Source organism: Acetobacter cerevisiae (assembly GCF_001580535.1).
GTDB classification, from domain to species: domain Bacteria; phylum Pseudomonadota; class Alphaproteobacteria; order Acetobacterales; family Acetobacteraceae; genus Acetobacter; species Acetobacter cerevisiae.
This window is the reverse complement of sequence record NZ_LHZA01000128.1, coordinates 15,500-34,908: the sequence shown is the minus strand read 5'-3', so window position 1 is coordinate 34,908 and position 19,409 is coordinate 15,500. Positions and strand designations below refer to the sequence as shown.

Annotated in this window: 14 protein-coding genes and 2 pseudogenes; 6 read left to right on the top strand and 10 right to left on the bottom strand. The window is 55.7% G+C overall.

All coding sequences use genetic code 11. From position 1 onward, the window contains the following. Nucleotides 1-420 (top strand): annotated as a pseudogene (locus AD928_RS04795) (alpha/beta hydrolase); the annotation flags it as partial. A gap of 55 nt (nt 421-475) precedes the next feature. Here AD928_RS04795 and AD928_RS04790 read toward each other — a convergent pair. The 6 genes and pseudogenes from AD928_RS04790 to exbB form a co-directional block, all read right to left on the bottom strand. Further along, nucleotides 476-1,147, bottom strand: a pseudogene (locus AD928_RS04790) (NADPH-dependent F420 reductase); the annotation flags it as partial. A gap of 107 nt (nt 1,148-1,254) precedes the next feature. Continuing rightward, on the bottom strand, nt 1,255-2,475 hold the full coding sequence (locus AD928_RS04785) for a M24 family metallopeptidase (RefSeq protein ID WP_233419950.1): 1,221 nt from the start codon (nt 2,473-2,475) through the stop codon (nt 1,255-1,257). 59 nt (nt 2,476-2,534) lie between these two features. Further along, complete coding sequence (locus AD928_RS04780; protein ID WP_061508466.1) at nt 2,535-3,167, bottom strand: TetR/AcrR family transcriptional regulator; 633 nt, start codon at nt 3,165-3,167, stop codon at nt 2,535-2,537. A 130-nt stretch (nt 3,168-3,297) separates the two neighbouring features. Further along, nucleotides 3,298-4,164, bottom strand: a complete 867-nt coding sequence (locus AD928_RS04775; protein ID WP_062248688.1) for an energy transducer TonB — start codon at nt 4,162-4,164, stop codon at nt 3,298-3,300. Then, a complete protein-coding gene (exbD, locus tag AD928_RS04770) occupies nt 4,161-4,607 on the bottom strand; it encodes a TonB system transport protein ExbD (RefSeq protein ID WP_062248686.1) in 447 nt (148 codons plus the stop codon). The genes AD928_RS04775 and exbD overlap by 4 nt, the downstream gene beginning before the upstream one ends. Before the next feature lie 9 nt (nt 4,608-4,616). Beyond that, nucleotides 4,617-5,372: a tonB-system energizer ExbB gene (exbB, locus tag AD928_RS04765; RefSeq protein ID WP_062248684.1), complete on the bottom strand. Its 756-nt coding sequence runs from the start codon at nt 5,370-5,372 to the stop codon at nt 4,617-4,619. 439 nt (nt 5,373-5,811) lie between these two features. Here exbB and AD928_RS04760 point away from each other — a divergent pair, with 439 nt between their 5' ends. From AD928_RS04760 to AD928_RS04740, 5 genes are all read left to right on the top strand, one after another. Further along, a complete protein-coding gene (locus tag AD928_RS04760; RefSeq protein ID WP_062248682.1) occupies nt 5,812-8,121 on the top strand; it encodes a TonB-dependent receptor in 2,310 nt (769 codons plus the stop codon). Between the two features lie 4 nt (nt 8,122-8,125). Continuing rightward, a complete protein-coding gene (locus AD928_RS04755; protein WP_062248680.1) occupies nt 8,126-8,836 on the top strand; it encodes a tetratricopeptide repeat protein in 711 nt (236 codons plus the stop codon). A gap of 54 nt (nt 8,837-8,890) precedes the next feature. Beyond that, entirely contained in the window at nt 8,891-9,574 is a 684-nt protein-coding gene (locus AD928_RS04750; protein ID WP_062248677.1) for a Fe2+-dependent dioxygenase, read from the top strand. A gap of 182 nt (nt 9,575-9,756) precedes the next feature. Then, nucleotides 9,757-10,782, top strand: coding sequence for a Dyp-type peroxidase (locus AD928_RS04745; RefSeq protein ID WP_062248675.1), 1,026 nt, complete (start codon nt 9,757-9,759; stop codon nt 10,780-10,782). Between the two features lie 11 nt (nt 10,783-10,793). After that, complete coding sequence (locus AD928_RS04740; protein ID WP_062248673.1) at nt 10,794-11,588, top strand: family 1 encapsulin nanocompartment shell protein; 795 nt, start codon at nt 10,794-10,796, stop codon at nt 11,586-11,588. Between the two features lie 100 nt (nt 11,589-11,688). On the opposite strand, the gene AD928_RS04735 is transcribed toward AD928_RS04740, so the two are convergent. The 4 genes from AD928_RS04735 to AD928_RS04720 all read right to left on the bottom strand — a co-directional run bounded on the left by AD928_RS04735 (nt 11,689) and on the right by AD928_RS04720 (nt 19,407). After that, nucleotides 11,689-13,704, bottom strand: a complete 2,016-nt coding sequence (locus AD928_RS04735) for a phosphocholine-specific phospholipase C (protein ID WP_062248697.1) — start codon at nt 13,702-13,704, stop codon at nt 11,689-11,691. Between the two features lie 48 nt (nt 13,705-13,752). Continuing rightward, a complete protein-coding gene (locus AD928_RS04730) occupies nt 13,753-16,107 on the bottom strand; it encodes a TonB-dependent receptor (protein WP_082779747.1) in 2,355 nt (784 codons plus the stop codon). A 233-nt stretch (nt 16,108-16,340) separates the two neighbouring features. Beyond that, nucleotides 16,341-17,255, bottom strand: coding sequence for a serine hydrolase (locus tag AD928_RS04725; RefSeq protein ID WP_061506584.1), 915 nt, complete (start codon nt 17,253-17,255; stop codon nt 16,341-16,343). 76 nt (nt 17,256-17,331) lie between these two features. Then, on the bottom strand, nt 17,332-19,407 hold the full coding sequence (locus AD928_RS04720) for a S9 family peptidase (RefSeq protein WP_062248669.1): 2,076 nt from the start codon (nt 19,405-19,407) through the stop codon (nt 17,332-17,334). Nucleotides 19,408-19,409 lie beyond the last annotated feature (2 nt).

The window sequence follows — 19,409 nt, the reverse complement described above, 5'->3', positions numbered from 1 at the left end:
CTGTCCGAAAAATGGGGACCACCTCTAGCCATGCCTGCCTATCAGGCTGCGGCTGATCTGTGCGTGTATCCGCTGACCAGCAAAGCACGGGCCGAGGAGCTGAATTTCAGCAATTCGCTCAAACCCGGTTACCAGCACGCTCTCGCCCCAGCCTTCGCCGCCATGGCTTATCCGACCATGAAGTTAAAGCAGCCGTTGTTTGTCGGCACAGGTGAGGTTGATCAGGACGTACCGCCGCCGCTTCAGCTTGGTCTGGTCAAAGCCGCGTGCGAGGCCGGAACGGTTGTGCAGGCGCATATTTATAAAGGGCTGAACCACGATCAGACAGTCAATGCGTCCCTGCCAGATTCAGAGATTTTTACAAAAGCTGTCATGTCCGACCAGCCGGTGACCCCGCAGTGCGCACCAACACCTGAATAAAGCCTTATCAATACTGCGTGGCAGGGATACGCCTCCCTGCCACCAGTTCTGAGTGTCAGGTTTGCGCCTTAAATGCTTCAGTGCGCACTGGGCTCGCTTCTGCCAGAGCCTTGCGCACACCGGCGGCATCCAAATCCCCGCAATAGACTGGCGTTCCCGGTTGCTGACGCCAGGAGTCTGCAAGGCTCCCGGCATCCACCGGGTCAAACCCCAGCTGGTCAACAAGCGCCATCACCTGTTTTTTTGCAGCGGCATCATCGCCGGCCACCGGCAATGCAATACGTCCAGCGGCTCCATGAGGCTTTCCGTTTTCCAGAAGATGCTGCGCGTATATGTTATTGAAAACCTTGATAACAGGTTGGCCAATCTGCCCGGACATCCACACGCTTTCCGGCGTACCCTCTTCAATCGCAGCAATCCGGCCATCACGCTCACGCGGGTAATAATTCCCGGTATCTACAATCACAACATCCGCAGGAACATGCTCAAAGACGGATCGCCCTAATACCGGAATATTCTTTTCCGGAATGGTGACAATAATCAGCCCAACGTCTTTGACGGCATCCGCAACAGTAACGGCTTTTGCACCACTCTCGCGCGCCACATCCACCAATGTTTGTGGCCCGCGTGAATTGGCAATTTTGACCTCATGCCCAACTGCCACCAGCCTGCGGGCCAGTGTACCGCCAATATGGCCTGCTCCAATAATACCGATTTTCATGCCTCTGGCTCCTTCTGCTCTGTGCGATCCTTTTTAAATATAGGGAACGCTTGAACTCAGAACAGAGGAGCGGGTGTTTCACGGACACGTTACAGGCCTGCCTTTATTCCTTTTCAGGATAAGGTCAGGTCCTCTTTGTCATGAGGATATTTTGTCAGAATTTCGTAACCTGTTTCCGTTACAAGCACGGTGTCGGAATGGCGGAAACCACCTTTACCCTGAATGTAAATGCCCGGCTCAATACTGAACAACATTCCCGGCTGAATAACGTTATCTTCACCAATCGCCAGAAAGGGTGCCTCATGATTGGTCACACCAAAGCTGTGCCCTGTGCGGTGCAATAGCCTGTCATACCCGGCTTTTTTCGCAATAGCCTGACAAGCCGCGTCAATTTCGGAACCAATCGCGCCCGGCTTCAGCATGGAATACGCCTTATGCCGCATTTCCATCATGGTATCGAAAGGCTTACGCGCTTCTTCTGGCACGTGTTCTAAAAAGAACGTTCGCTCAATCTCTGCACCATACCCGTTAATTTTCCCGGCAATCAGGCCGAGGAACGGGCCGCCCGGCTCACACGGAGCGGTCAGGCAGGAAAAATTATGGGGGTCGTCCGTATAGGCGGGCGGCTGGATCAATCCGGCCGCGTGGGTGGACATCACGTTGTAGTTTGATGCTTCCGTCAGGCAGCGCTGATAGAAATACGGTGTGACGCCTCCAATGGCCTGCGCCACCATGGTGCCGTTTTTGACCGCACCCAGCATCATGCCGAACGCCTTTGTCATGACATCACAGGTCCATGCGATACGGGAAATTTCATGCGGAGACTTCACTTCCCGCACGGCGTTAATCACATTCAAAACCTGTGTCGGGTTGCTGACCAGAGCACTCAGGTAAGCCGGGCATGCGCCCTCAATCCCAATAGTGCCCTGTGCTGGCAGCACATCCTTCAGGCGGTCAGACCAGCGGGTGCCGGGCAGCGCGGGAAATTCCGCATAGTCCACCAGCTTCAGTCCATCCCCCACCTTGTGGCGCTCCACATGCGCTCTTTCCAGCCGGGGAATAACAAAGGTGAGGTCTGACGGAGTGATGACCAGCACAAATGGCCGCTCATGCACAAAGTTTGCAAAGTTTGTCAGATAATAAACGTTGTCCGGGTCGAACGAGATGTAAGCAGAGAGGCCTGCTTTTTCCATCTTCTCCCGAACTTTTTTGATCCGTTCGGCAATTTCCTGACTGGAAACCTGATGAGCAGTTAAAGATGGCATCGTCACGTTATACCCTTTCTGGCGTTCAGACCGCCCTTCCCACAGGAAGGCCGCCCTGGAAGCTTTCATAACAAACAATACATCCTACTTGTTTATGAGTCGTCAAGACATTTATTGGCTTTCTGCCGTCACGGTGTTTCCTGAACAATCTTCAGAAGTTCCGCCCGAGAGAACCCGCACCAGATCTGATACGCCTCTTTCAGATCACTCAGGGGGGTGCCACGCGCAATCTCAATAGCGACCCCCCGTAAGAACGTGGAATTCAGCAGACGCAGCGTGACAAATTGCGGATCTGGCTGGCCGCGCTCCCTGCCAAAAAGCCAGCGTGTCATGAACTGATCAATGCGGGCCAGCACAGGTGCAGTGGCCGCCGCCAGTTCCGGGTCACTCCGCCGGGCGAGTTCAATTTCTACTGTGGCGATAAAGTCCGGGCCTTCGGTCACCAGAGTCCACATGGCCTCCAGCATGGCGTCCACCCGCTGTTCCGGCTCGCTTTTATGCTGCATAGCCGGGCGATACAGCCGTGTACGCTTAAGGGCATAATGCCGCAGCACCATGGCCATGATCTGCGCCTTGGCCGGATAATGATGCTGCAAAGCCCCCAGACTAACCCCGGCCGCCTTGGCAATACGCTGGATGGTGGTTGCGGCATAACCCTGCGTTTGCAGCAGAGCTACGGTCGCCTGAATGATTTTTGTCCGTGTGGTCGCACTGCGGTCAGCCTGTGTGCGACGGCGTACCGGGGGAGGAGATGCTGGCATACGGAACAGATCACTCAGTTGCGGCAGGGTGCCCAGGTTAAAAGGTGCTTTTACAGACACTTCCCCCCGGAAGGAATCCCCTTCCAACCTCTGACGCCGAATTGAGTGGGCGATCAGGCCGCCTGCGTCCTCAATGCTTCTCCTGCTCCATATAAAATTCAATCGGCACCGTCAGCACCACCGGGTCGCCCGCTACGCTGTCCGGCGGGCTGGGCAGCGGCTCTGCACGCCGCACCAGCGCCAGTGCTTCCTTATCCAGCAACGTATGGCCGGAACCACGCTGGATACGGGCCGAAAGCACATGCCCATGGCGGTCCATGGAGAAATGCAGCATGGGCACGCCTTCCTGATGGTCCGCCATAGCTTCTGCCGGGTAGCGCTTATACCGTTCCAGACGAGCCAGAAGCGCCCCCTGCCATGTTGCCGGACTCTGGGACGCATGTGAGGACGACGCCCCCGACGCAGGAGCCGCCTGATTTAAGGCCGGAGGCGCTTCCGCCGCAGGGGTAGCCGTAGTTTGGTCCGCGGGCGGTGTTTTATCCGGAACCGGCTTTTTCAAAACCGGAGCGGGTTTAGATTTCTTTACAACTTTATGCAGCTTTTCCGGCTTAGGCACCGGAACGGGGGGATTGGGTGCGGGGGATGGGGGCGCGGAAACCTTCGGCGGGTCTTCTGGTGCCGGGTCCGGCGTAGAAAGCGTTTGCTGCGGACCGGGTGGCACATCGGAAACGGGTGCCGGGGTGGAAACGGGCTCGGGAGCGAGATCAATCGCAATCGCGGCGGGAGGCGGTTCGGAAACCGGCACATCAGCCGCGGCAGGAAGACGCAGCACCGCCCCCACGACCCCGCCGGTCACGACCAACACCACCAGCAGGGACACACCCCAGCGGCGCCGCTCGTCCTTCCGTGCGCGACGTATCTGTTCCGCGCGCCAGACGGCAAATGCGCCAGAGCGGGTGCTGACAGAGCCGCTCCCATCAGTCAGGGTTGCACTCATGGAGCGGCCCCGACTGCGGTCCCTTCCTCCTGCCCTTGCAGGTTGACCAGAGCGACCTTGAGGTAACCGGCAGAACGGAGCTTATCCATCACGCCCATCAGCGTGCCGTAATCCACACTCTTGTCCGCCCGCAGAAAAATACGCTGGTCCTTATTGCCTTTTGTTACATTTGCCAGCGCAGTGGGCAGAGCCTCCGCAGCAATAGCCTCTTCTCCCACAGCAAGACCATGATCAGCTTTAACGGTCAGGAAGACCGGATCATCCGGGCGAGGGGCTGGTTTTTCGGTTGAGGAAGGCAGATCGACCGGCACATTCACCGTGGTCAACGGAGCTGTGACCATGAAAATGACCAGCAGCACCAACATGACATCAATAAACGGTGTCACGTTGATCTCATGCGTTTCCTTCAGCGTCTCGTCCGCATGCCGGATACGAATGGCCATATCAGCCCCCTATTCCGCCACGGCCTGCTGGTCACGCTGACTAAAGCGCACCACGGTGCCCCGTGCGCGCTGGGAGCGCAGACGCCCCAGATCCCGCGAGACCAGACGCATGATGAGCGACGTAATATCCGCCACCTGCGCACGGCACCCGGCAGACTGGCGGGCAAGATGATTGTAGATAATTACAGCAGGAATGGCCGCCACCAGACCCAGAGCAGTGGCCAAAAGGGCCTCAGCAATACCGGGCGCCACAACCGCCAGACTGGTCGCTTTAGCTGCAGCAATCCCGGTGAAGGAGGACATGATGCCCCACACCGTGCCAAACAGGCCAATAAACGGAGACGTCGCGCCAATGGTGGCCAGCAGCCCGGTGCCACGCAGCAGGCGGCGACCTTCTGCTGCTTCCAGCCGCTCCAGATGCAGGACAATACGCTCTTTCAGCCCGTCTTCATCATCCGGGATATCGACAGAGCGCATCCGCTCTGTTTCCGCTGCCACCACAAGAGTGCGGGCAATACGACAATCCTGCGTAAGCCCCTCACCCCGTTCCAGCGTTTCCGCCTGCTCCAGATTCTCTTCCGCCTGAGAAAGCTCGCGACGCAAACGGAAAATTTCTACAGTTTTTGCAATCAAAATTGTCCACGTCACCAGACTGGCAAAGGCCAGAAGCAGCATCACGCAGCGCACAACCGGGCCTGCGTTCAAAAACATCTCCCATGGAGAAAGAGAGACAGCAGTCACGAAGGAAGCGGGTGATGTGGGCATTAAAGAATCCTGCGCGTTTACAACGATGTCAGGCGGGGAACCGTGCAGAAAAAGGCCGGACAACGGCTTTTCCAGCAGGGATAATCAGGCCAGCGATAACAAGGCCTTCCCACTCATGCAAGTGAGAATCACTATCATATAGAGAAAAATATGCGTCCTGTCGGCATGGGCCATAAGCCTGCCAACGTCGCAGGAACATCCCTACCACTGAAAATTTCTATATAACTTATTGAAATAACAAATATTTTTATTTCCCTTTCAAAAAACTCACTTTTTTGTGCCCTCCCCCGCCCTGTGGCACCTGCGCCACACACTCAGAAAACGCCTATTTTCGTTATTGATAATCATTTGCATCTTTGTGCCTGCGCTCATATCAAAAGCCTGCATTTCTCATCTTCACCATACGAACCGGCAGCATGGTTCATCAGGAGCACGACGCATGAGTCGGACAGAGTTGCCCCTTCCACCCTCACAAGGCATTGGCCTTCAGCTTGCTGTAGCTTTAGGTGTGTCAGTCGGGCTGGGTGTTACAGAACAAGCCCACGCAGACGATACAACTCATCCCCTCCAGCCCGCGACGACCGACACCACTATCAAACTGCCAGCGGTGCGTGTGGGCGGACATCATGACGATTCTGACGCAGCGTCTTACAGCGCTGGCAATACCAACAGCCAGACACTCAATATTTCCCGTATGCCCGGGTCCGTGCGTGATACGCCGCAGACCATTACGGTTATACCGCAGGAGCTGATAAAGCAGCAGCGGGCCTTTACGCTGGATCAGGTGCTGAGCAACGTGCCCGGCATCACACTTTCCACGGGGGAAGGTGCCGGGGGCCTGAATGGGGACCAGTTCCGCATCCGCGGCCTGCAGGCCCGGCAGGATATCTATACGGACGGCCTGCGCGATTTTGGCACCTATACCCGCGATGTTTTCAATACGGAAAGCGTGGAAGTCATCAAGGGGCCATCAGGCGAGTATTTTGGTGCGGGGAACGTCGGTGGCGTAATCAACCAGAGCCAGAAACATGCACATCTGGGAAATGCCTTTAACTACGATCAGTCTTTTGGCAGTGGACCGCTGTTCCGTGGTGTTGGGGATATCAACTACCAGATCAATGATGACATGGCCATTCGCGTAAACGGCATGTTCAACAAGCAGGATGTGGTGGACCGGAACAATGTCACCTCCAACCGCTATGGCGCGGCTGTTGATTTCGGGGTGGGTCTTCGCAGCAAAACCTCCTGGCATCTGACCTGGCAATGGCTGAACAGTGACAGCAAACCGGATTACGGCGTCAGCATGATTCAGGTGAACGGTATTTACCGGCCGATCACGGAATATGGTGTCCCCCGCAACACCAGCTATACCCGTAACTTTGATTTTGACCGCTCGAACATCCACACCCTGACGTCTGCTCTGAAGTCGGAAATCTCCCGCTGGCTGACCATCACCAATGATACACGGCTCAGCCTGTATAATCGTGATTACACCGCCACAACCCCTTCCTCCTGCTCCGGTGCGTGTGCCAGTGCTATCCTTTCTGGCCAGAACTATGCCCTGCCCTACGGCGCAGGCGGCGGCACCGCGTATCGGCAGGAAGGCTGGGGCGTACAAAATGTCCTGATGGGACGGTCACAGTTCAGGACGGGCTTCCTGCATCATGACATTAAAGCCGGTGTCGACATCAACTATGCCAGTGATTCCCGCTGGCCGGGCAGCTTTACCAACCGCAGCAACAATCAGACTATCATCAACCCAAGCTATAATTCTCCGGGCACGTCTGTCAGCTTCCCGGACTCCGGATACGGCAATGCCAACGCGCGTGATCTGGGATTGTTTTTTTCCGACCGTATCCAGATAACCAAACAGCTTTCCCTGTTTGGAACGGGGCGCTGGGATTCCTTCAGCAGCACCTATTACAAACGGACCACGGAAGAACAGGGCCGGGCCGAGCAGAAGTCTGACCGCTGGAGCCCCTCCGCCAGCATTATGTATGCGCCTTTTAAAAATAGTTCCTTCTACTTTACGTTTGCCCGGTCCTATAAACCGGTTGGAACAGACGTTTCCTCTCTGGTTACCGTCAGGCCGCAGGCTGGTGACGTTGCACAGAAAGGCGTGAATCTCTCCCCACAACGGAGTGACCTGTTTGAAGTGGGCAACAAGTCTGACTTCTTCCACAAACGCCTTGGCACAACTGTGGCGTTCTTCCAGATTAGTGAAAACAATTCCCGCTATTATGATGTTAATGGTGACATGCAAACTGGCTTTATCGATTCAGGCAGCGGTCGCCGCATTCGGGGTGTGGAACTAAGTGCGACTGGCAAAATCACTCAAAACTGGCAGGTTTTTGCATCCTACTCCTACATGGACGGAATTGTGACCCACAGCGCAACTGGCGATAATGGCAAGACCGCACCGCAGGTGCCCGATAACTCCATGTCTGTCTGGAGTTCCTATGACCTCTCCCACCTTATTTTAAACCCCGAATGGGGCACTCTGAAAATCGGTGGCGGCGCACAATATTCCTCCGCTTACTGGGGTGGCCCCAGCACGACCAACACCGGGCGCATTCCACACAATTTTGTTCTGAACGGCATGGTGTCCTGGGATCTCAAACATTATCGTGTGTCCTTCAACGCCAATAACATTACTAATCGCCTGAACTATGGGTCCTCCTTCTCCGGCTCCCGCGTGGTTCCGGCTCCCGGGCGATATTTCATCGGCAACGTTGGCGTGACATTCTAACCTTATGACAGTAGTTCTGCCTGAAAGCACAACGGAGAAGAGTGCCCCTCTCTCACCTGTCACCATGCAGTTGCTTTTAGGCCAGATCTTTCTGGATAAGGGGAAATATTCTCAAGCCTTCAGCATGTTTGAAGTCGCATCCCGCTCCGGGGACCCGCGTGCTCTGAACATGCTGGGCCGCGCCTATGAGCGCGGCTGGGGCGTGCCGCGCAACCCGGCAGCAGCAAGCGCCTATTTCAGACAGGCTGCCGCCGAAGGTGATGGATGGGCCATGTTCAACCTCGCGGACCTTTATCTGGCTGGTGAGGGTGTGCCGCGCAACATCAGAAAGGCGTATCATCTGTATGTTTCTTCTTCCCAGAAAGGTATTTCCAAATCTTTCAATATGCTTGGTCTGATTGCGGAAAGCGACGCCCTCCCGGAATGTGGCCCGGACAAGGCGTATGACTTTTTTCTGGCCGCCGCACAGTCCGGGGATTGCTGGGGGTATCTCAACCTTGGTCGTTATGATTTATCATCGGGCCGGATTGAGCCCGCCATAAAATGGTTTTCCCGCGCTTTGGAAGAAGGATTCAGCGATATTTTCAAGGCTCTGGAAGCCCTTGTGCAGCATCAGCCAGACCCCCGCCTGCGCGCCATTGCGCATCACGCAGCCCGGCTGTGGCAGGCAGCCGCCTTCCGCCCTTCTCATCAGCCTGCTACCACCGCAGCATAGTGGTGGTGACCCTCGCCACGGCGACAGCAAACCTACTAAACGGACTCCGCTCTCATGCTTGTTCACATCCCGAATGTTCTGACACCAGAAGAAGTGTCCTATTGCCGCGCCACACTGGAGAAATCCGAATGGGTGGATGGCAAGGTGACGGCGGGGGACCAGTCCGCCAAAGCAAAATTCAACCTTCAGATCCCGCAGGACAGCGCGGAAGGGCGGGAACTGGGGGAGATCATTCTGCGCGCCCTTGGCCGCAACCCCACCTTTAACAGCGCCGCCCTGCCACTGCGTGTCTTCCCGCCGCTTTTCAACCGGTATGATGAAGGCATGCGTTTCCACGCCCATGTGGACAACGCCATCCGCCCCGTGCCGGGCACCGGTTTTCGGATGCGGACGGACTTATCCTCCACGCTGTTCCTGAGTGAGATGGAGGAGTATGACGGCGGCGAGCTGATGATTCAGGATACGTTTGGCGTGCAGAGCGTCCGCTTTCCGGCCGGGGATATGGTGCTCTACCCTTCCAGCAGTCTCCATAGTGTCAGCCCGGTCACCCGTGGTTCGCGCTGGGCCTCGTTCTTCTGGTCCCAGTCCATGGTGCCGGATGATACCCAGCGCACCCTGCTCTACCAATTTGACCTGGCCATTATAGAAACCCGCAAACTTCTGCCCGATGACAGTCCCGCCGTTCTGGGGCTGACCTCCACCTATCACAACCTGTTGAGGCAGTGGGCACAGCTCTGACGCACCTCCGGCCCCTGACACCCGGATTTATGGCATTATCAGCCTGAGTTATCAGGGGCCGGTTTTGGCCGCCCATTCGGCTTTTTCAGCCCTGCTCTCCCTTGCCAGACGAAGCGATCTGCCTATGGTCTGATACACCTGCTTTTTTCAGGCAGGCGCCATAAGCAGGGAGTTTCAAGCCATTGGTCACGCCGCAGCCCGTTGATACAACACTGACTCAGGCCGCAGTTTTCCTCGTCCTGACGCTGAACGAGGATGAGTCCGTTAATCCGCAGATGGTGGACCTGCTTGCAGACCTCTCCTCCCTCGGGCGCGGAGTGGGCTTCCGCATCCCCGATGGTCGGCTGAGTTGCATTACCGGCATTGGCTCCCACGCGTGGGACCGCCTGTTTGGCCAGCCGCGCCCCAAGGAGTTGCATCCGTTTCAGGAAATCAACGGCGTGCATCACGCACCCTCCACACCGGGCGATTTCCTCTTCCATATCCGCGCCACCCGCATGGATCTGTGCTTTGAGCTGGCCGCCGCCATTGTCTCCCGGCTTGAAGGCGCCGCCGTGGTGATTGATGAGGTGCATGGGTTCAAATATTTCGACTCCCGTGACCTGCTGGGCTTTGTGGACGGCACGGAAAACCCGGAAGGTCAGGCTGCCAAAGTTGCAACCCTGATTGGCGATGAAGACCCGGATTTTGCAGGCGGAAACTATGTGATTGTGCAGAAATATCTACATAACCTGAAGAAGTGGGATGCTATCCCCACAGAAGTTCAAGAACATATCATTGGCCGCAAGAAAGTTTCTGATATCGAACTGCAGGATGCCGCCAAGCCAAGCTACGCGCATAATGTGCTGACCAATATTGAAGAAAACGGGCAGCAGCTTCAGATCGTGCGTGACAACATGCCGTTTGGTGAAGTGGGCAAAGGCGAGTTTGGCACCTACTTTATCGGCTATTCCTGCTCCCCTGCCCGCACGGAACAAATGCTGCAAAACATGTTTGTGGGAAAACCTGCCGGGAATTACGACAGGTTGCTGGATGTCAGCACCGCAGTCACCGGAACGCTGTTTTTTATCCCAACGTCAGACTTCCTCGATAACGCCGCCGATATGGCGACCGACGCCGCGGAACCCGCCCCCTCCGCACCAGCTGATACAAAAACGCCTGAGGCCGCCCCACAGGATGGTTCTCTTGGCATTGGCTCCCTGAAGTAAGGACACGTATGATGAACAATCTGCATAAACATCTGGCTCCTGTCTCCAGCGCCGCGTGGGCGGAAATTGAGGAAGAAGCCGCCCGCACCATCCGCCGCAATCTGGCAGGCCGCCGCGTGGTGGATACGTCCGAGCCCAAAGGCACCGCATTTTCTGGTGTTGGCACAGGCCGGGCCACCGCTCTCGTCACACCGGAAGACGGCATTCATGCGGTCAAGCGTGAAGTTTTGCCGCCGGTGGAAGTGCGCGTGCCCTTTACCCTCTCCCGCGAGGAAATTGACGCCGTGGAACGTGGCGCGCTAGATGCCGACTGGCAGCCGGTAAAAGATGCCGCGCAAAAAATCGCGTTCTTTGAAGATCGCGCCATTTTCAACGGCTATGACGCTGCTGGCATGGCGGGCATCCGGGGGCGCAGCTCCAACGCTCATCTCAAACTGCCCACATCTGCCAAGAACTATCCGGGTGTGGTGGCCGATGCGCTGAGCAGCCTGCGCCTTGCGGGTGTAAATGGCCCGTATTCACTGGTTTTGGGCGCGCAGGCGTATCAGGCTGTGACGGGCGGTGGGGATGATGGCTATCCAATCATCAAGCACATTGAGAGCATGATTGACGGCAAAATCATCTGGGCTCCGGCTATTGAGGGCGCGTTCCTTGTCTCCATGCGCGGGGGCGATCTGGCGCTGGATATCGGGCAGGATTTCTCCATCGGTTATCTGAGCCACACGGCCACCACCGTGGAACTCTACCTGCAGGAAAGCTTCCTGTTCCGCGTTCTGACGGATGAAGCCACAGTCGTTATCGACTAAAAACCATTGCGCTGTAGCCCCGCTTGCAACAGTGGAGCTACGCTCAACAGGCGGAGCGGAGCGGAGCGCAACGCCCCTCCGCCACTCCCCGCTTTATGCTTTAATGGCCCATATGCGGGTCCGTGCGGCTGGGTTTTCCATTTTCCATATGCCCGGCCAGCTGCATGAGCAGACTACCATCATGCGCATCATACACAGCCAGATCATACCAGTTGTCCGATGCCGCAAGCAGCCATGATGTTGCAATGACCGCCCCCGTCGGCACCGTGACGGTATGCCGCGTATGGTTATAGCCGTCCTCAATCCGCAACATGCGGGCTGTCTGGCCCGGATGCTGCAGGGACAGGATTACGCTGCTTTGAGCAGGGTCATAACGCAGGCTACACTCCGGCAGGCCCTGACCATAAAACGCCCGAAAAAACCCGTTCGGCCCATGCACCGTTATGGGTTGGTCCGCTTTGGCCTCCAGATGCACCGACAGGCTCTGGCCTGCTGCAAGGGTATAATGGCGGGCTGTCTGGCCGTCCCTGATGCGCAGAACTGCGCCCTGCGTGCCCTCATTAGCAAGCTCCAACACCCCATTGGCGCGCCTGTTAGCATGCAACACATAGGGCAGAGCGCGCGCGGGGCGCTGCCCGGTTTCCTGCTTGGGCATAGTTTGCCGGGCAGGCACCAGCGGTTTGGGCAAGGCGCAGGATTTGCGTGTGTCTGCCAGATAGGTGTCCGTACGCGACAGAGACGCTTCCCACTGACGGTTGGTCTGCGCAAAGTCGAAGAGGGATGTCATGTCCCCGCACACACTGCGCCGCCATGGTGTAATATTGGGGCATTGCACCCCAAAGCGTGCTTCCAGAAAACGCAAAACGGACGTGTGGTCGAAAACCTGTGAGTTGACCCACCCACCTTTGGTCCACGGAGAGATAATCAGAGCCGGCACGCGTGGGCCAAGCCCCACAGGCTGGCCGTAATAATTTTCTCCATCGGTCGAGACCATGCAGGCGCCCTGTTGCGTATTCAGTGCCGGAATGGGTGGCAGCACATGGTCAAAAAATCCGTCATTTTCATCATAATTGAGAATAAAGACCGTTTTAGCCCAGACATCCGGGTGCCTTACAAACACATCCATCAGTTGGGAAATCAGATATTCACCATAACCCGGCGGCGCGTTCGGGTGTTCGCTCAGCGCTGTGGGCGGCACAATCCATGAAACCTGAGGCAGCGTGCCTTGCGCCACATCGCGCTCAAACGCGGCAATCAGATAGCGCCCTTCTGTATCATGCATATCGGCAGGACCCGAGCCGTCGACGATGCTACGTGCACCACGATACGCCCATGTGTCTTTCCCGACAGAGCGGAACGCCGCGAAAGACGCCAGAGGATTATCACCAAAGTTGTCGTATTCCTGATACACTTTCCAGGAGACCCCTGCTTCCTGAAGTTTTTCAGGATAGGTGGCCCAGTCAAACGGTTTAAAGTCTGCGCGGTCATGCGCCATGTCGGCAGACCAGTTGCCATCATCAACATTCTCTACGGCCTGCTTGCCAGAATTGCCCGCAGCCAGCCCGTTGGTGCCGGTAAAGAAATAGAGGCGGTTCGGATTTGTCGGCCCGAAAATGGATGCGTGGTAGGCATCGCAGATCGTAAAAGCATCTGCCAAAGCATAGTAATAAGGAATTTCCTTACGGGTGAAGTGCCCCATGGTCATGGGCGTTTTATGCGGTACCCATGTATCCCAGTTGTTCCATTCGGCCTGCGTATTTTTCCAGCTATGGTCCAGACTGGCCAGACAGGCGCTGGAAGTGTGCGCCGTATTAAACAGGAAGGGCAGAACGTGGCCGCCCTTACCGTCAGGCTGCGCGAAAATGCTTTTTCCATCAGACTGTTTTTCAGCCCATGGATCTCCATACCCGCGCACCCCTTGCAGACAGCCGAAGTAATGATCGAAAGAGCGGTTCTCCTGCATCAGGATAACCACATGCTCCACATCCCGGATGGTGCCGGTTGCCGTGTTGGGGGCCACTGCCAGAGCCCGCTTCAGGTTTTCCGGCAACGCGGCCCCTGCTGTTGCAGCCGCACCAAACTTCAGAAACTGGCGACGATTAGGGGCACGAAGCATGAAATTATCCGTCAGAGAAGACACAAAACAGAACGCTAAGAAACGATTTTAGAAATGCTTACGCACCGTAAAAAACACCATTCGCGGAGAACCCGCCTGAAGTGTCTGGAGGCTGCCGGTCGGGTCAGTCGGGCGGAAGCCGGCACTCCCTACAGTCGCCACATAGCGTTTATTGAACAGGTTGGTCACGTTAATCTGCATATCCAGCCCCCGCAGCGCCCAGTTCTGGCTATGGAAGCGGTAGCCGACATTCAGGTTGAAAATATCGTTCGGTTTGATCCACTGGTCGTTGGTATAGGTATACGTCCGGCGGCCCTGATACTGCATGCCAAAATTACCCCAGATTGACCCGTCATCATAACTGATCTGAACGTTTGCCAGATTCCGCGGCATGGCCACCACGCTCTTGCCGCGCGTGTTGTAGGTCACGCCACCCGTTGTCAGATCATCATTATAAGTCGACTGGTTGTAGGCGTAGGAGACATACAGGGACCAGTTATCAGTAAAGTGATAGTTAAACGCGGCATCAATACCACGCGCTGTTACACCCCCGCCATTGACCAGAATGCTGGGAATCCCCTGCACGTTGTTGGTCGCATTTGGTGTGATGGACAGAAGCCGGTTTTCAAACTGAATGTAATAGCCGGTGAGAGACGCCTGAATACGGCGGTTATGGAAGCGATACCCGATTTCCTCACTATAAGACATTTCCGGACGCAGCGAATTTTTTGACGCGGCATAAGCCGCACTCGTCATAGCGAACGGGCTGGTTGCACCGGTGGAAGAGTTGTCAAAAGCCGCCATATTTCTTGCAAAATCTGCAAAAATTTCATTGTGCTTGTTAATGCGGTAATTGGCGCCAATCTGCGGCAGGAAGCCGTTAGCTGAGGTAATGGAGCCACCGGCATAGGTGTTAGTTGGCACCGGCACACCCATCTCGCTCCCTTCCAGCTGCCGCCCACGGTTATCCACTACCAACGATTTAAAGCCATAGTTCAGCTTCAGCGCCGGAGTGATCTGCCAGGTATCTTGCAGGTGGAACTGATAGGTTTTGGTATTAAACGCACTCTGCCACTGGGTTGCGAAGGAGTTGCCCCGGAACCAGTGGACGGAACTGCCGGTGTAGCCATCTTCGCTCAGCGGATAGAAGCGGCGTGCCTGTTCAAAATCGTTATTTTCAAACCAGAAGCCACCCTCAATAGTATGATGACCGATTTCATAGGACAGGCTGCCAATAAAGCCTTCACGATGAATATCATATTCCGTCGTACGGACAGAAAGCGGAGAGCCCCCCAGCGCCTCAGGCGTTGGCGTATACGGGGTGGCGTAGATCCCTTGCCCCGTATTGGTATGGCCGTAGACGGTGGCAGAACCTTTCAAACGGTCAGTCAGCTTAAAATCAAGCTTGCCATACCCCAGCACGTCCTCCCGCAGACCCGCTGAGTTGTAGTAAGACTGGTCCTGATCCTTAATCCCCGCCGGAAAGGCGGTGCCGTTCTGGTAAGCTCTGGCGATATCTTTAGCCAGACCATAGTTATTGGTAATATTATCGAGCTTATAACCGATTGTACGGATCTGCTCTTTTGAAATATCCTGATAATCATTTTCGGCCCGCTGGCTGTAATCCCCAAACAGCGTCAGCTTGACCTTGTCACCCAGCGGCTGCACGAACTTGGCGTTTGCCTGCTGCTGCTGCTGAATTCCCTTCCCTTTCCACTTGTTGGCATCCTGATAATCATAGGACACATACAGGCGGCCACCCCCGGGAAGCGTGCCACTATTAACGCGTGCAAACGTGCGCCATGTGCCATACGAGCCACCTGTGGCCGCAACGTCCGCGCCAAACTTTTCGGTTGGGTCGATAGACGTAAATTCAAGCGCGCCACCGAGGTCATTAGAAGCCGCAACCCCGACCGAACCCGCCCCCTGCGCCAGTGTGGCCGTACCGTTATTTTCTGTTTGCAGAGCACGGCCAATAGACAGGCCATTATCGTTCCCGTAGGCCAGATTGCCCAGCGGAATACCATCCATGGTAAAGCCGAGGCGACTTTGGTCAAACCCACGGATGATGATCTGCTGCGACCATTCATAAGACCCCAGCGCATCGGATGAGGTAAACATAACGCCCGGCAGTTTAGACAGGGTTTTCAGAGGGCTGGTGCCGGGAACCACCTGTTGCAACGCCATGTGAGAGAGCTTTTGCGTCTCACGGGCCGCACCTGCCCCCATGACCACAATAGACTCTGCCTTATCATCCTGTGGGGGTGCCACTTTTGCCTTTTGAGAAGCCTGAGCCGTTTTGCTTTTGGCTGCCGGTTTGGTGTGTACCTGTTCAGCCTTTTTAGTCTGGGTGCTGGCTGAGACCGTCTCAGCGTGAGCATGATGAAACAGTAAAGAACTCATACATGTTGTAAGAAGCAGCAGTTTATTCTGTTTCATGCAGCGCGATCCCTCATCCCGAGGCTCCCAATGGGGGGTTAGATAACGCTGCGCAGACTATCGTCTTGTTTTGGTGTGTGTGTTGTAGTTTGATGACGTTACAATGACAATTTGATGTCACCCTGCTTAACCAGTAAAACCTTACACTCCACAGTCTCCGGAAAGTTTTTACCAAAACAAGTTTTACAAATTTAAAGCTATTTTAAAAAATATTCATACGCCTGATGAGAAAGCGTATTCAGCACCCTGATCCCGGCCTGTTCGTCCGGCAAACCGGATGTCAGCACCACCAGAATATAGCGTTTGCCATCAGGCAGGGTGACAATGGCGGCATCATTCCGCACGCCATCGACCCAGCCGGTCTTATGGGCCACGGGTGTGCTGGCGGGCAGGCCGGGGGGAATAATGTCATTAAATTTCTGCCCCAGCATAATCTGGATCATGCTCTGGCTTTGCGCCTTACCCACAATCTTCCCGCTATCCAGCTTTTGCAGAAAATCCCCTAACCCACGTGCTGAAACCTGATTACGAATTCCCTGATCATTCGCATCAAAGTCCTCAATCATCCGCCCGAAGACGATGCCAATGAGGCCCTGCGCTTTCACGACGGAGCGTATTGGGAGCACCCCAAGCTTTTCAATCATCAGGTTGGTCGCCAGATTGCTGCTATACTGGATCATCACGCGCAGAAGTTCTGAAACAGGCACCGGCTTGCCTGCCTGCGCGTAGAGAGGGTCATAAGAATCCTCTTTCTGCTCAAGCGCAAAGCTCCCCTTTCCCACCAAAGAATGAAAATGGTTGTGAACAACAATGGTATCTTCTGGATGCAAGGTGCCTTTTGTAAAGGCCTCATAGGCTGTATCCAGCACGAACAGCTTCATGGTGCTGGCTGCATTAATCAGATCATCGCAGTTCAGGCACACATCCGGCGCCTGACCACTACGTGCCGCATAAACAGCAAAATGCCCCGGCTGCTTGCTGACCGTTTTTGCCATGATCTGCGCCAGGGGGTTTGACCCGGCGGAAGGCGCCGCGCTGGCCAGATGAGGCATCAGGAGTGCTCCGGCTAAAAAGGTTTTTGCCAGAACAGTGGAAATTTTCAGCATCTTCATCAGCTTTTCCCTCCTTGATCTATCATACACCACAGCGTACGCCCTATAAGCGTTTTTAAGACGATGCCCTTGCTGGTCAGGGCTTATGAGACGTCAGTGTATGGGCAAAGAACGTATCCATCCACATATAGGCCGTCAGCCAATCCTGCATGCGCAAAAAAGTATGCCGTTCATTGGGAAAAGAATGTTCCTCATACAGCACGCCCTGCTCTGACAACAGTTTTGCCAGAAGGGTCGATTGCTCAAATTCGACGTTATAATCATCATCACCATGCACTAGAAGAACCGGAGCATGCCAGTGAGCAATATCTGCCGCAGGGGAGGACTGCCATTCCACTTCATGCGCTTTCCTGTTCTCCTCAGGGGAAAGGCCATATGTGTCGGGGTCGATCATATCATGCACGCCATGAAAATCCGCGCCTGCCGCAAAGACATCACTATTACGGGCCAGAGCGAGTGCCGTCAGATAGCCGCCCCAGCTTCCGCCCCAGATGCCGATCCGCGCGGGATCAATATCCGCTCGGGCCCTGAGATAGGTGGCAGCAGCAAAGACATCCCGATATTCACTGGCTCCGTGTCCGCCCGTTTCAGGCGCATTCCGAAACGCCTCGCCATAGCCTGTCCCGCTCCGATAATTGACGGACAACACAACATAGCCCTGCGCCGCCAAGGTCTGGTTCATGGCATAGGCATTGGAATAATAGTCCATGCCATTAAAGGCAGGGAGCGTCTGGCGATGCGGCCCACCATGCACAAACACCAAGGCAGCGCGCGGTGTTTTAGCCTCTCCCTCCGGCACAAAAAGCTGTCCATGCACTTCAACGCCATCAGCGCTGTGGAACACAACCACTTGCGGGGTCACGAAATGCACATCTGACGGTGCTTGCGGAGAAACAAGCGGCGCGCTTGCACCATCCGGCCCGACCACCGCCGGATGCGCTGTCTGTGTGACACTGGCGGCGATGACGCCCACCTTTGCTCCGGCCACAGCAAGGTCTGTTTCCATATCTTCACTGTGGGTCAAACGCTGGGGAGAAGAGCCGTCCAGAGCCAGCCGCCATGCGTGCCAGGCATCCACATTCCCGACATTGCTTGTGTAAAAAAGCGTCTTTCTGTCCTGTGACAACCGATAGGATGAGACTTCCGCCTTATCTGGCGTCAGACAGGACGGGATTCCTGTGCCCGATGCCGCCACAGCACAAACCCGCATCCATCCGCTTCCTTCCCACGGGAAGAGCAGATGGGCGTTATCAGACCACAGAAGGCTGCTCCCCTCCGGCACAGCAAACCGTGCACCCGTCCCGGCAGGCGGTGTCCACACAACATGGTCTGTATTACTGGCCAGATCATAAACATGCAGCGACCAGAAAGAGCCTTTTTCGGTCTTCTTATCAGTCAGCGGCCTATGCTCTCGCACAAACGCCACAGAATGACCATCCGGAGAAAATGTTGGCAGACTATCCTGCCCCAGTGCGGGAGCAAGAAATGTCATGGTCGCCGTTTTGACGTGCCATAATCCAATGAGTGCATGACTGCCACGGTCCAGCGTGAAGACCAGCGTCGAGCCATCCGGTGCCCATTGCAGGGACGTAAGGCTCCCCGGCACGCTCATGACCTCTTTCGCCACCTTACCAACGGGGGCCAGAAACAGGGTGCCTTTGCGCGAGAACGCCAGCGTCGCCCCATCCGGAGAGAATGTGGGGTTCCAGCCTTCCCCCATTCGCATCTGTTTGCCACTTTCCAGCACCACATTTACGCTCTGATGCGTTCCTGTTTCTGAAAGGTTCGGGTTAGGAGAAGAGGCGTCCGGAAATTCCGGGTCTCCTCCTTCCACATAGGCAACCGTCTTGCCATTAGAGGAGAGGGCCACGCTCCATAGATTGCTGCCGTCATCCTGCGTGAAATGCGTCAGGCCTTTTGGTGTTCCTGCCGCGTCCGCTGCCAGAATATTCCGCACACCGTTGCGCTTTTCCACCCACGCAAACCGGTTCGCGTTGCTGGCCCCAACCAGATTTGTGGCGAACGGCATAGACAGAAGTGCCGTGATCTGATGCCGGGCTCCTGTCTCATCAAGCGGCGCAGCACTTGCGGGAGAGACGGAGTATAAACCACCAGCAAGAAGGGCGGCTGCGAAGGCAGAACGGATCATCATAA

Coding starts and splice junctions, on each gene's coding strand:
- AD928_RS04785 (WP_233419950.1), bottom strand. CDS start 2,475: ATGAAAGCTTCCAGGGCGGCCTTCCTGTGGGAAGGGCGGTCTGAACGC.
- exbB (WP_062248684.1), bottom strand. CDS start 5,372: ATGCCCACATCACCCGCTTCCTTCGTGACTGCTGTCTCTCTTTCTCCA.
- AD928_RS04780 (WP_061508466.1), bottom strand. CDS start 3,167: ATGCCAGCATCTCCTCCCCCGGTACGCCGTCGCACACAGGCTGACCGC.
- AD928_RS04755 (WP_062248680.1), top strand. CDS start 8,126: ATGACAGTAGTTCTGCCTGAAAGCACAACGGAGAAGAGTGCCCCTCTC.
- AD928_RS04760 (WP_062248682.1), top strand. CDS start 5,812: ATGAGTCGGACAGAGTTGCCCCTTCCACCCTCACAAGGCATTGGCCTT.
- AD928_RS04735 (WP_062248697.1), bottom strand. CDS start 13,704: ATGCTTCGTGCCCCTAATCGTCGCCAGTTTCTGAAGTTTGGTGCGGCT.
- AD928_RS04720 (WP_062248669.1), bottom strand. CDS start 19,407: ATGATGATCCGTTCTGCCTTCGCAGCCGCCCTTCTTGCTGGTGGTTTA.
- AD928_RS04725 (WP_061506584.1), bottom strand. CDS start 17,255: ATGAAGATGCTGAAAATTTCCACTGTTCTGGCAAAAACCTTTTTAGCC.
- AD928_RS04775 (WP_062248688.1), bottom strand. CDS start 4,164: ATGAGTGCAACCCTGACTGATGGGAGCGGCTCTGTCAGCACCCGCTCT.
- exbD (WP_062248686.1), bottom strand. CDS start 4,607: ATGGCCATTCGTATCCGGCATGCGGACGAGACGCTGAAGGAAACGCAT.
- AD928_RS04730 (WP_082779747.1), bottom strand. CDS start 16,107: ATGAGTTCTTTACTGTTTCATCATGCTCACGCTGAGACGGTCTCAGCC.
- AD928_RS04740 (WP_062248673.1), top strand. CDS start 10,794: ATGAACAATCTGCATAAACATCTGGCTCCTGTCTCCAGCGCCGCGTGG.
- AD928_RS04750 (WP_062248677.1), top strand. CDS start 8,891: ATGCTTGTTCACATCCCGAATGTTCTGACACCAGAAGAAGTGTCCTAT.